The sequence below is a fragment of the Blastococcus sp. OS1-29 genome, from assembly GCF_057628075.1.
In genome coordinates, this window is the sequence record NZ_JBXXJK010000003.1 from 519,205 (window position 1) to 531,925 (window position 12,721).

At 72.0% G+C, this 12,721-nt stretch carries 9 protein-coding genes and 1 tRNA gene; 4 read left to right on the forward strand and 6 right to left on the reverse strand.

The window, feature by feature from the left end; genetic code table 11:
* Positions 1-15: 15 nt before the first annotated feature.
* Entirely contained in the window at positions 16-2,823 is a 2,808-nt protein-coding gene (aceE, locus tag AC2H4J_RS10670) for a pyruvate dehydrogenase (acetyl-transferring), homodimeric type (protein ID WP_487464836.1), read from the reverse strand.
* 401 nt (positions 2,824-3,224) lie between these two features.
* On the opposite strand from aceE, the gene AC2H4J_RS10675 reads away from it, so the two are divergent.
* From AC2H4J_RS10675 to AC2H4J_RS10685, 3 genes are all read left to right on the forward strand, one after another.
* Positions 3,225-3,644: a DUF3052 domain-containing protein gene (locus AC2H4J_RS10675; RefSeq protein ID WP_487464837.1), complete on the forward strand. Its 420-nt coding sequence runs from the start codon at positions 3,225-3,227 to the stop codon at positions 3,642-3,644.
* A 14-nt stretch (positions 3,645-3,658) separates the two neighbouring features.
* Positions 3,659-4,120 carry a peroxiredoxin gene (locus tag AC2H4J_RS10680; protein WP_487464838.1) on the forward strand — a complete coding sequence of 154 codons (462 nt, stop codon included), beginning with the start codon at positions 3,659-3,661 and terminating at the stop codon, positions 4,118-4,120.
* Between the two features lie 97 nt (positions 4,121-4,217).
* Positions 4,218-4,289 (forward strand) — tRNA-Val (locus AC2H4J_RS10685).
* A gap of 836 nt (positions 4,290-5,125) precedes the next feature.
* On the opposite strand, the gene AC2H4J_RS10690 is transcribed toward AC2H4J_RS10685, so the two are convergent.
* Positions 5,126-5,908: an esterase/lipase family protein gene (locus AC2H4J_RS10690; RefSeq protein WP_487464839.1), complete on the reverse strand. Its 783-nt coding sequence runs from the start codon at positions 5,906-5,908 to the stop codon at positions 5,126-5,128.
* A 249-nt stretch (positions 5,909-6,157) separates the two neighbouring features.
* Here AC2H4J_RS10690 and AC2H4J_RS10695 point away from each other — a divergent pair, with 249 nt between their 5' ends.
* Complete coding sequence (locus AC2H4J_RS10695; protein ID WP_487464840.1) at positions 6,158-7,069, forward strand: alpha/beta fold hydrolase; 912 nt, start codon at positions 6,158-6,160, stop codon at positions 7,067-7,069.
* Here the strand turns inward: AC2H4J_RS10695 and AC2H4J_RS10700 are convergent.
* From AC2H4J_RS10700 to AC2H4J_RS10715, 4 genes are all read right to left on the reverse strand, one after another.
* Positions 7,066-8,049 carry an NAD-dependent epimerase/dehydratase family protein gene (locus tag AC2H4J_RS10700; protein WP_487464841.1) on the reverse strand — a complete coding sequence of 328 codons (984 nt, stop codon included), beginning with the start codon at positions 8,047-8,049 and terminating at the stop codon, positions 7,066-7,068. The genes AC2H4J_RS10695 and AC2H4J_RS10700 overlap by 4 nt on opposite strands.
* Before the next feature lie 23 nt (positions 8,050-8,072).
* Positions 8,073-9,587: a WS/DGAT/MGAT family O-acyltransferase gene (locus tag AC2H4J_RS10705; protein WP_487464842.1), complete on the reverse strand. Its 1,515-nt coding sequence runs from the start codon at positions 9,585-9,587 to the stop codon at positions 8,073-8,075.
* Positions 9,588-9,710: 123 nt separating this feature from the next.
* Positions 9,711-10,673, reverse strand: a complete 963-nt coding sequence (locus tag AC2H4J_RS10710; RefSeq protein ID WP_487464843.1) for an alpha/beta fold hydrolase — start codon at positions 10,671-10,673, stop codon at positions 9,711-9,713.
* 36 nt (positions 10,674-10,709) lie between these two features.
* Positions 10,710-12,674, reverse strand: a complete 1,965-nt coding sequence (locus tag AC2H4J_RS10715) for an FUSC family protein (protein WP_487464844.1) — start codon at positions 12,672-12,674, stop codon at positions 10,710-10,712.
* Positions 12,675-12,721 lie beyond the last annotated feature (47 nt).

Below are 12,721 nucleotides of genomic sequence, written 5' to 3' on the forward strand. Positions count from 1 at the left end.
CGCCGTCAGGCACGGCTAGGTCGCGGGGCTCTCGTCGGACCGTTCCTCCGCCGGGGCGGCCTGCACGTCGCGGACCTGGTACTTCTCGACGGCCTGCCGGACGACGGCCCGGTCGAGCTGGTCCCACTCGGCGAGGGAGGCCAGCGTGCGGACGACGATCGACTCGGCGTCGACGTGGAAGTACCGGCGCAGCGCCGGGCGGGTGTCCGAGAGACCGAATCCGTCGGTGCCCAGCGACCGCATCCCGTGCGGTGCGTACGGCGCGATCAGGTCGGGGACGGCCTTCATGAAGTCCGACACCGCGACGACCGGGCCCTGCGCCTCCAGCAACTTCGCGGTGACGTAGGGGACCTGCGGCTCCTCCTCCGGGTGCAGCAGATTGTGCTCGGACACCTCGTCGGCCTGCCGGCGCAGCTCGGTCCACGAGGTCACCGACCAGACGTCGGCGGAGATGCCCCAGTCCTGCGCGAGCAGCTCCTGGGCCCGCAACGCCCACGGCACCGCCACACCGGAGGCCAGGAGCTGCGCCTTCCTGCCGTCGGCGATCTGCGGGCCCTCGGCGTACCGGTACATGCCGGCCAGCAGGTCGGCCACCGGCAGGTTCTCCGGCTCGGCCGGCTGGTTGAACGGCTCGTTGTAGACGGTGAGGTAGTACATGACGTCGGCGGAGCGGGATGTGCCGAGCGGGGAACCGGGGTCGTCGCCGTACATCCGCACCAGGGCGTCCCGGGTGATGTGGGCGACCTCGAAGGAGAACGCCGGGTCGTACGCGACGACGGCGGGGTTGGTCGCGGCCAGCAGGATCGAGTGGCCGTCCTCGTGCTGGAGACCTTCACCGTTGAGCGTGGTCCGGCCGGCGGTGGCGCCCAGCAGGAAGCCGCGCGCCATCTGGTCGGCGGCGGCCCAGAAGCTGTCGCCGGTCCGCTGGAACCCGAACATCGAGTAGAAGATGTAGATCGGGATCATCGGCTCGCCGTGGGTGGCGTAGGAGGAGCCGACGGCGGTGAACGACGCCGCGGAGCCGGCCTCGTTGATCCCCTCGTGCAGGATCACGCCCGACTCGGACTCCTTGTACGCCAGCATCAGTTCGCGGTCGACCGACGTGTACCGCTGGCCCGCCGGGTTGTAGATCTTGTGCGAGCTGAACAGGGCGTCCAGGCCGAAGGTGCGGGCCTCGTCCGGGATGATCGGGACGAAGCGCGGGCCGAGCTCCTTGTCCTTGAGGAGCTCCTTCAGCAGGCGGACGAACGCCATCGTCGTCGCCACCTCCTGCTTGCCCGAACCGCGGCGCAGCACGTCGAGGGCCTTGTCGTCGGGGGCCTTGAGCTGCTTGAACTCCGACCGGCGCCGCGGCACCGAACCGCCGAGCTGGCGGCGCCGCTCGAGCATGTACTCCAGCTCGTCGGAGCCCGGCTCGGGCTTGTAGTAGGGCGGCAGGGTCTTGTCCAGCGCCGAGTCGGGGATGTCGAGGTAGAGCCGGTCGCGGAAGGCGGCGAGGTCCTCGGCGGTCAGCTTCTTCATCTGGTGCGTGGAGTTGCGGCCCTCGAAGTGGCTGCCCAGCGTCCAGCCCTTGATGGTCTTGGCGAGGATGACCGTCGGCTGGCCCTTGTGGTCCATCGCGGCCTTGTACGCGGCGTAGACCTTGCGGTAGTCGTGGCCGCCGCGGGAGAGGTCCCACACCTCCTTGTCGCTGAGGTGCTCGACCATCTTGCGGGTGCGCGGGTCGCGGCCGAAGAAGTGCTCGCGGACGAAGGCGCCGTCCTCGGCCTTGTAGGTCTGGTAGTCGCCGTCGGTCGTGGTGTTCATCAGGTTGACCAGCGCGCCGTCACGGTCCTGGGCGAGCAGGGCGTCCCACTCGCGGCCCCAGATCACCTTGATGACGTTCCAGCCGGCGCCGCGGAAGAAGGACTCCAGCTCCTGGATGACCTTGCCGTTGCCGCGGACCGGGCCGTCGAGGCGCTGCAGGTTGCAGTTGATGACGAAGGTCAGGTTGTCGAGCTCCTCGCGCGCGGCCAGGCCGATGGCGCCGAGGGACTCGACCTCGTCCATCTCGCCGTCCCCGAGGAACGCCCAGACGTGCTGGTCGGAGGTGTCCTTGATGCCGCGCGCGTGCAGGTAGCGGTTGAACCGCGCCTGGTAGACCGCGTTCATCGGGCCGAGGCCCATGGAGACCGTCGGGAACTCCCAGAACTCCGGCATCAGGCGCGGGTGCGGGTAGGAGGACAGGCCCCCGCCGGGGTGGCTGACCTCCTGGCGGAAGCCGTCGAGCTGGTGCTCGGTCAGCCGGCCCTCGAGGAACGCGCGAGCGTAGATGCCGGGGGAGGAGTGGCCCTGGAAGTAGATCTGGTCGCCGCCGCCGGGGTGGTCCTTGCCGCGGAAGAAGTGGTTGAAGCCGACCTCGTAGAGCGACGCGGACGACGCGTAGGACGAGATGTGGCCGCCGACGGCGATCCCGGGCCGCTGCGCGCGGTGCACCATGATCGCGGCGTTCCAGCGGATGTAGGCGCGGATGCGGCGCTCGACGTGCTCGTCACCGGGGAACCACGGCTCGCGCTCCGGCGGGATGGTGTTGATGTAGTCGGTGCTGCGCAGCGACGGCACCCCGACCCTCTGTTCGCGGCTGCGCTCGAGCATCCGCAGCATCAGGTAGCGGGCGCGGCCCTGGCCCGCGTGGTCGACGACCGCGTCGAGGGAGTCCAGCCATTCCTGGGTCTCGTCGGGGTCGGTGTCGATGAGTTGGCTGGGCATCCCGTTGGTGATGACCGAGCGGGGGGTGCCGGACTCCTGGACGGGGTCGCCGTCCTTCTGCTGCGGTGCGCTCATGTGCCCATCGTCTCTCTTCGAGGTGGTCGCCGTCACGCGGCCCTGCCGTCGTGCGGAAGAGGAGTACGGCACACACCCCTCCCGCTGTCGACGAACTGGCTGCTGCGCGCGCTTGCGTCCGGCCCGTCATGCCCTACGCTTCCGCCACGGTGGCTCGGCGTGACGAGTCCGTTCCGGGGCAGACCCCCGGAGCAGAGATCGATGAGGCGAGAGGGGTGACATGACCGGGGTGCGGGTTTCCCTCCCGCTGGTCGTGTCCGTCCTCGGTGAGCGCCCGAACCGCGCCCTCCCAGGTAACGACTGCGGACGTCCGTGACGCCTCCGCGCGCGTCGGACGCCCGGACAGGGCAGCATCCACCGCACCATCACCGCGCACAATCACCCATGGAGGAGCAGCACGGATGAGCGTCGACAGCGCCGGCATGGCGGCCCGGCTGGGCATCAAGCCGGGCATGGTCGTGCAGGAGCTCGGCTGGGACGAAGACGCCGACGAGGACCTGCGCGACGCCATCATCGACCTCTCCGGCGGTGAGATGGTCGACGAGGACACCGACGAGGTCGCCGACGTGGTGATCCTCTGGTGGCGCGAGGACGACGGCGACCTGGTCGACGCGCTCGTGGACGCGATCGCGTCGCTGGCCGACGACGGCGTCGTGTGGCTGCTCGTGCCGAAGTCGGGCCGCCCGGGCCACGTGGAGCCCGGCGACGTCACCGAGGCCGCTCCCACCGCGGGGCTCTCCCAGACGAGCAGCATCTCCGCGGCCAAGGACTGGTCGGGCATCCGGCTCGTGACCCCGAAGGCCGCACGCACGCGGCGCTGAGGGACGATCGAGCCATGAGCCTCTCCGTCGGTGACGTCGCCCCCGATTTCAGCCTCCCCGACCAGGACAAGCAGGTCGTGTCCCTGGCGGACCTGCGCGGCACCCCCGTGCTGCTGGTCTTCTACCCGTTCGCCTTCTCCGGCATCTGCACGGGCGAGCTCTGTCAGCTCCGTGACGAGCTCTCCACCTACAGCGACGCCGGCGTGCGCGTGCTCGCGATCAGCACCGACCCGGTGTTCAGCCTCAAGGCGTTCAAGGCGCAGGAGGGCTTCGACTTCGACCTGTTGTCGGACTTCTGGCCGCACGGCTCGGTGGCGCAGGCCTACGGCGTGTTCAACGACAAGGCCGGCATGGCCGTGCGCGGCACCTTCCTGATCGACGCCGAGGGGACCATCACCTTCGCCGAGGTCAACCAGCCCGGTGACGCCCGCGCGCAGTCCGGCTGGAAGGACGCTGTCGGCAAGCTCGCCGCCTGACCGTCCGGCGTCCAGGAGGAGACCCCCGTCCAGAGGCTCGCCGCGAGCTTGCGAGCGGTGAGGGGGACGGGGGTCCCTTGACTACCCTGGGCGCGCCGGGCGCGTAGCTCAGCGGTAGAGCTCTCGCCTTACAAGCGAGCGGTCGGGGGTTCAAATCCCTCCGCGCCCACCCACATTCCTCAGACGTGCGGGTTTCCGACTCCCGCGTGGTGTCGGGGTAACGAGTTACTCACGGAGTTACTGGAGCAGGGCCACGAACGCCGACCTGATGTCGTACTCGCTGGCGAGATCCACGAGTGCCAATGCTCGGTGAGCGGCCTGGTAGAACGGCCGCGAGGATCATTGGTCCATTCCCTTCGATGACCGGGTAGGTCGACGCTTGTTGACCATGACGATCACGGGGGGTCGGCTGCGCCGACACAAGGACAGCAGCAAGCAGCCGGCGGCCACCGCGGCAGACGACCACGGCTCAGACAGCGTGAAGCGCCGGGAACGGCACGAGGCTCAGCTGGAGGCTAGGCGTGAGCTTTCCGGCAGCAGAGATCCGCACGGGGGGGCGTCAAGCCTTCACTCGGGCCCTGGCTGGTGACCGCATGTCCGGCAGCCCTCGGGGAGGTTCCGAGCCGCATTCGGCTACCGGTCCGGCAATCAGATGGGGCGGCAGCCGGTAGTTGATCAGACCGATCGCGTCAGGCCGGCCTCGGGACCAACGGCGTGTGGCCCGCGTGGGAGACCGGGGGAGCTGGTCGGCGTCGCGGGCGAGGGCTCCCGTAGGCGCTCGCCGAGATGGGCGACGTCGCCGGCGAGGTCGGTGAACAGGGCCCGGATGCTGTCGAGGGCATCGGCCACGTCCTGGCAGGCGGGGCAGGCGGGAGCCGGGTCGGTGTCGGCATCGGCGGGCTCGGCCTCGGCCCTCCGGGGTGCGGACGCACGAGCGATGTGCGACCACGGCGCACTTTCCGCTCGGGATGCGCCTCGGACGCACATTGCTCCGGCCCCGCGCGGTCAGGCGGCGGACGTCTCCTCGGCCAGCGGGCCGGTCGCCGCCGGAGTCGCGGGCTTCGGGAAGGCCGGCCGCAGGAACAGCGGGGCCTTGAACGGCTTCCAGGTGCCCTCCGGCTGCGCCAGCCGGTCGGCGACCGCCCAGATCGCGGCGGGGTGGTGGCCCAGGCCCAGGTGGCTGGCCATGACCGCGATGTTCTCGCAGCGCTCGCCCGGGGTGTCCAGGCACGTCCGCCAGTGGACGATGCCGTCGTAGTGGGAGTAGATCGACGTCGCCGGCATGGGCAGGGGCAGGCTCTCCGACTCCAGCGGCAGCGTGCGGTGCTCGACGTGCAGGTGCGCGAACCGGTCGAAGACCTTCGTGGCGCGACTCTCGGTGTGCTTGGTCAGCCGGAACGGGCTGCCCAGCGTCACGACCTGGCGCACCGACTCCGGCGAGCGGCGGGCCACGTCGCGGGCGAAGATCCCGCCCAGGCTCCAGCCGATGACGGTGACCGGCTTGCCGGAGGAGTCGGTGAGGCGCTCCATCAGGTCGCGGATGCCGTTCACGCAGGTGGCGGTGGGCCCGATGTTGCGTCCCAACCCCCACCCGTGCACGTCGTAGCCGAGCTTGCGGAGCACCGTGCGCAGGGCGTGGGTGGATACGTCGTCGGCGAGGAGCCCGGGCAGGACGAGGACGGAGTGCCCGTCACCGCGCGGCAGGCGGGGCAGCAGCGGGCGGGCAGCCAGGTAGAGGCCGTAGTCGGCCACGGCGCGGCCGGGCTCGGTGAGGTAGAGCGGGAGCATGGGTCCTTCGCTCTGGCGTGCTGCCACTTCGTCCTCCGTGTGCCGACCTTCGTTGGTCTGACGTGTACCAATGTGATGCCTGGGGCACACCTGGTCGACCCCATTCGGAGTCAGATGTTGCCGAAATGTGTTCTGGGTCATATCAGTCGTTCACGTTCCGCAGGTAGGTCGCTTGCCCCGTGACCGGCAGGTGACCGCGAGATCTCATCGACGTCACCCGCAGGGGTTACCGGCGGGTACGGTCGGGGCGTGACGGACGCTGAACGGTCGACCAACGGGGAGAGCCGGGTCGTGGACCTGGACGGGCCGGTGCACTACGTCGACTTCGGCGGCCCCGCGGCCGGTCCGGCGGTCGTGCTGGTGCACGGTCTCGGCGGGTCGCACCTGAACTGGGATCTGCTGGCGCCGCTGCTCGAGGAACGCGCGCGCGTCTGGGCCATCGACCTGCCCGGTTTCGGCCGCAGCGAGCCCGGCGGCCGCACCTCCAGCGTCTCGGCCAACGCGGCCGTGCTGCAGCGGTTCCTCGACGAGGTGGTGGGGGAGCCGGCGGTCCTGGTCGGCAACTCGATGGGCGGGATGCTCTCGATCCTCGCGGCGGGCGAGCGCCCGGACGCAGTGACCGGCCTGGTGCTCCTCGACCCGGCGGTCCCCGGCCCCCGGCGGGCGCTGGACCCGCTGGTCGCCCTCATGTTCGCGATCTACGCGGTGCCTTTCCTGGGCGAGCGGTTCCTGCGCAAGCGGCGCACCAAGACCTCCGAGCGCGCCCGGGTGCGCGAGATGCTCTCGTTGTGCGGGGTCGACCCCGACAGCGTCCCGCCCGAGGTGATCGAGCGGTCGGTCACGCTGCTGGAGGAGCGCGAGGACGTCGAGGGCATGGACCGGGCGTTCCTGGGCGCTGCGCGGTCGCTGCTGCGCCTGCTCGTCGACCCGCGGCGCTACCGCAAGGCGATGGCGTCGATCCGGGTGCCCGTCCTTCTCGTGCACGGCGATCGCGACCGGCTCGTACCGGTCGCCGCGGCGCGGGACATCGCCCGCCGCCACCCGACCTGGTGCTACGTCGAACTGGCCGGCGTCGGTCACGTCCCGCAGCTGCAGGTGCCCGACCGCGTCGCCGCGGACGTCCTCTCCTGGCTGGACGAGACGGTGACGGCTATCAGCTAATCCGCGTCCAGGGTCGCGCGCAGCGCCTCGAGCGCGCTGTACCGGGGCCGCCAGCCCAGCTGCTCGCGGGCCCGGGTGGTGTCCATGATGACCGGGCGGCTGGCCGCCTCCACCCATTCGGCGGCCGGCGGGAGGAACGGCAGGCGCGACACCGCGCGCGCCGCGGCCTGCGCCGGCGCGGCCGGGATGGGGATCGGCAGGGCGCCGAACTCGCGGACGACGTCCGCCGCGGTCACGACGCCGTCGCCGGCGATGTTGTACGCGCCCGGGGGGCCGGCGGCGACGACGCAGAGCAGCAGCGCACGTCCGACGTCGTCCTCGTGGATGAACTGCAGCGGGTGCTGCGGCGCCAGCACAGGGACCGGGAACGGCAGCCGCCGCGGCCGGCCGAACAGGCGCCGGCCCAGCGGCGCCAGTGGGCCCGGCAGCACGTCCTTCGCGCCCACGGCGTGGGGGCCGAGGACGATCGGCGGGCGCAGGAGGTAGAGGGTGAGCTCCGGATGCTCCGCCGCCTCCCTCTCCAGCAGCGACTCCAGCTCGGCCTTCTCCTGCGCGTAGAACAGCCGGTGGGCGGGGCGGGTCGGCCAGTCCTCCGAGATGCGGTCGGGGATGTCGTCGGCGAAGCCGTAGGCCGCCACCGACGAGGCGTAGACGAACCGCTGCGCACCGGCGGCCGCGGCAGCTCGGAACACGTTGAGCGTGCCGTCCACGTTGATCGCCCGCGCGGTCTCCCGCGAGGCGTTGCCGGTGATCAGGAACGCCAGGTGGACGACGACGTCGGCACCCGCGAAGGCTTCCCGGAGCGCCGCCGGATCACGGACGTCGCCCTGCCGGTACTCCATCTTCGACCAGCCGCGCTCGGCCGGATCGAACGGACGCCGGGCGATGCCGATGATCCGCGCGATCCGCTCGTCGGCCTGCAGCTGCGGGACCAGCCCGGCGCCGAAGGTGCCGGTCGGCCCCGTGACGGCGACCGTCAAGCCTTCGCGGCGTCGGCCCGGGCTCACTGCTGCCCCGCTGCCGCGGCCTTCTTCTTCGGCGCCGCGGTCTTGGCCGGAGCCCTCTTGGTCGGAGCCCTCTTGGCCGGAGGGGCCTCGGCCGGAGCGGCCTCGGCGGCGGAGGAGGCCTTGTCGGCGTGCTTCTTGGCCAGCGTCAGCAGCTCGTCGAGCCCGCGCCGGATGCCACCGGACAGGGTGTCGACGTCGGGGTAGCCGTCGAAGTCGGCGTTGATCCCGAACGTCATCGTGTTCTGGTAGCTGAAGATGCCGATCGAGCACCGGGTGCCGCCCGCGATCGGCACGTAGGCGTAGGCGGACACCATCTGCTTGCCGAGGACGTAGAGCGGGAACCGCGGCCCCGGCACGTTCGTGGTCACCGCCTGGCACACGAACTGCCCGGCGGCGAGCGCGGCACGCACGCCGAGGGCGAGCAGCGGCGGCGCGACGTAGTTGCCCATGTCGATGATCGAGTTGGCGTCGACCGCCGACATCGCCTTCTTGTACTCGTCCATCTGCCCGCGGACCGTCGTGAGCCGCTCGACCGGGTCGGCCAGGCCGACCGGGAGGTCGACGAACACCGCCGAGACCTGGTTGTTCAGCGATCCCTTCTGGTCGGCCTTGCGCACCGAGACCGGCACCATCGAGCGGACGACGAGCTTCTCCGAGGACAGCTCGCCGCGGCCCTGCAGCAGATCGCGGAAGCCGCCGGTGATCGCGGTGAGGACGACGTCGTTGACCGTGCCGCCGAACACCGTCCGGACGGCCTTGAACTCCTCGAACCTGCCCTCGGTCCAGGCCCATCGGCGGTGCGGGCCGATCGGCCCGTTGAGCGACCGCGCGGTGGGGGTGAGGGCCTGCTTGGCGAGCGAGGGGACGGTCTGGGCGACGGTCCGGCCCTGCTCGGCGAGCGCCTTGGCACCGCGGACGGCGGTGTTCAGCGTCGGCAGGGACGAGACCGCCCGGGCCGGGTGGGTCAGGGCGTCGCCGACCGCCTCGGCGACCAGGGACGCGCTCGACGGGGGACGGCGCGGCGTCCAGTCCTTCGGCGCCTCGTGCGTGGCGTCTCTCTTGAGGTCGAACATCAGCTGCATCAACTCGGTGCCGGCGATGCCGTCGACCATGCAGTGGTGGACCTTGGAGATGATCGCCCAGCGGCCCTCGGCCAGGCCCTCGACCAGCCACAGCTCCCACAGCGGCTTGGCCATGTCCAGGCGCTGGCCGAGCACGCGGCCGGCCAGGTTGCGCAGCTGCTCGTCGCTGCCCGGACCCGGCACCGCGGTGTGCCGGACGTGGTACAGGATCTGGAAGTGCGGGTCGTCGACCCACACCGGGCGGCCGAGCTGCAGCGGGATCTCGCGCACCCGCTGGCGGTATCGCGGCACCAGCGGCAGCTTGCTCAGCAGCAGGCGCACCACGTCGCCGTAGGACGGCGCGGGTCCTTCGAAGACCGCGACCGACCCCACGTGCATCGGGGTGTTCTCGCTCTCCGCGAAGAAAAAGCCCGAGTCGAGGGCACTCATCCGGTCCACGTTCTGCTCCTCAGACGTCGTCGGCGTGGCCGCCGAAGTTATGCGTGCCGGCGGGTTACTGCAACACGGTCGTCGTGGTGCCCGTCACACTGCCACTGCCCAGCCGGAGCGCGCTCAACCAGTCATCTGTCCACTGGTCGACACGCGGTCCAGCAACGCGTTCAACGCGTCGTCGACGATCGAGCTACGGGTCAGGTTCACGCTGTGGCCGGCGCCCGGGACGACGACGAGCTCGGCCGACTCCCCGATGCGCGCCGCCATGTCGCGGCCGTGCGCGGCGGGGGTGAGCCGGTCGTGCGAGGCGGCGACCACGGTCGTCGGCACCCGGCGCAGCACCTCGAGAGCCGCGGTCTCGTCGTGGTCGAGAAAGCCGGCGTAGAAGGCCATCGCGACCGGATAGGGCGTCTCCTCCAGCAGGTCCTGGACGAGGCGGACGCTGCCCGGATCGGCGTCGTCGGCACCGAAGAGCAGCCGTCGGGTGATCCGCCGGCCCAGCCGCGTACCGCGCCGCCGGAACCGCTCGAGCAGCGGCGCCAGCAGCTGGAGGAACCGGAGGTACAGCGACAGCAACTTCAGCTTCCGGATCATCCTGATGAGCAGCCCCAGGACACCGGTCCGGACGAGGCCCCCTGCCGAGGTGGCCAGCAGGAAGACGCCGACGACGCGGCTCCCGAACAGCTCCGGCCGCTGCCGGGCCAGCGCCAGGATGCTCATGCCACCCATCGAGTGCCCGGCCAGGACCACCGGTCCGGACGGCGTCGTGGCGTCCAGGACCTCACCCAGGTCGCGTCCGGTGCGGTCGATCGTGGCCCGGGTGAGCTTCGTCCAGCCCGACCGGCCGTGCCCGCGCTGGTCCCACAGGACCAGCCGCGCGCGGTCGCGGATCGCCGCGCGCTGCAGCTCCCACTCCACCAGCCGGGCGGTGAACCCGTGCGAGAAGACGACGGTCAGCGAGGCGTCCGGCACGCCGTCCACCTCGACGTGCAGCGGCACGCCGTCGTCCGTCGTGACCGTGCGCGACCCGGGGGGCGGGGGACCGGTCGGTGCGGGCAGGGCGGACGGCGGATCGATCGTCACCCGCCCATCCCAGGGTGACGCACGGTCACGTGCAACTCAGTGGTCGCGGCGGCCCGGGGCGGTCTCGCGGACCAGTCGGCGGGCGGCGTCGACCTCGCGGGCGACCGGAGCCAGCACCCCGTCGGCCAGGATCTCGGCGTCGTCGTCACCGATCCGGGGGGTGCGGAGGTCCTCCTCGAGCTGGCGGATCGCGCGGCGCAGGACGGTGACCTGCGCGAGGTCGGGCGCCGGTTCGCCCTGGTGCGCGGCGATCACGGCCTCGGTGACGGCGTCCGACGTCCGTTCCAGCTGCACGATCACGGGCCACCACGCGGCCGCGCGGGTGCTGATCGGCGGCGGCTCGGCGAGCCGGCGCTGCAGCTGGGTCTGCAGCTCGGTCAGGGCCCGGTAGTTGCGCCGCCGTGCGCGGCGGCGCTCGGTGGAGTCCCCGGTGAAGGCCGCCTCGACGAACGCGTCCAGCGCGACGGCGGCGTCACGGAGGGCCTCGTCCAGCGGCGCCCGCCAGGTCTGCGGCCAGAGCAGGTAGCCGACGACGAGCACGATCCCGCAGCCGATCAACGTGTCGACCAGGCGGGCGCCGATCAGGCCCGGTCCGCTGGGCAAGGTCATGTCCAGCAGCAGGATGATCAGCGGGGTCTGGAACACCGAGAAGAGCCCGAAGTTCGCGCTGCGGGCCCAGGGCAGCACCGCGGCGAAGGCCGCCATCGCGACCAGCAGCCACGGGCTGCGCGGCAGGAAGACCAGCAGCGCCGACCCCAGCAGCACGCCGAGCAGGGTGCCCACGCCGCGCTGGATCGCCCGGGTGAACACCGACCCGAAGTCGGGCTTGAGCACGATCGCGACGGTCAGCAGCACCCAGTAGGGGCGCTGGGTCGGCACGTTCTGCCGCGCGATCTCGGCGATGCCCATGCACAGGGCCAGCCGGACGGCGAACGACCGGCTCTCGCCGCTGGCCAGCGTGCGGTCCACGAGTGCGCGCAGCCGCAGCCGCCGGTCCGCCTGCGGGTAGAGGGCCGCGGCCCCGGCCCGCTCCTCGGGGTCGCCGACGACGTTCCAGACCAGCCGGACGCCGTGCCGCACGGCTCGCCGCGCCGGATGACCGCCCTCGAGCGCGGGCGGGCGTGCGCCGGACAGCTCGGTGTCCCCGCGCAGCGCCGCGGCGAGGGACTGCACCGCCGCGACGTCGTCGGGACTGGGCGGAACCCCCGAGCGGGCCGCGGCGACGGCGCCCTCCACCAGCGGCGCAGCCGCGTTGAGCACCCCGGCGAGCTCCGACAGCTCGCGGGAGCGGCCCGCCGACCGGCTGCGGCTGCGGATGACCCGGTCGTAGCCGGTGTTGAGGGCCGCGGTCAGCTGGCGGCGCGCCTCGTCGGTCTGCGGGGTGCCGACCGCCTCGAGCAGTGCGGCGATACGGGTGAAGACCGCAGCGACGGCGCTGCGGTCGGGATCGACCGGCTCGATCGAGTACTGCACGAGCATCGTGAGCGTGGCCCAGGCCGCTCCGGCGACGAAGAACGACACGTCGACCCAGACCGGCAGCGGGGTCACCAGGCCCGACGCGAGCGAGGTGTAGACGAGCAGCTGCAGCGCGCCGAGGGAGAGCGCGGAGTTCACCGCGCTGAGCAGCGCGGCCACGACGGACACGAGGACGATGAGCACCACCGGCCGCCAGCCCCCGCCGGAGCCGAACTGGCCGACGAGGAACCCCAGACCCCCGAAGAGGACCGCGGCCCCGATCCGGCGCAGGCGGTCGCGCAGCGGCGCGTGCTGCGGGGCGAGCACCCCGGCGAGGGCGCCCATGGTCGAGAGCACGCCGGCCCCGAGCGCCGCACCGGGCTCGATGCCGCCGCCGATCGCCACCGCCAGCGCCAGCGGCACGGGGATCGTCACGGCGAAGCGGACCACGTCGTGCCAGGGGATCGGCGGCGGCGTCGTCGGCACCAGCTGCTCCAGCCACGCCGGCGCGCGCAGACCCCGCGTCCGAAGCCCGCCGTCCGCCACGCCCGAAGCTTGTCACCCCCGGCTCCGCGTCCCCCTAGAGTCGGCAG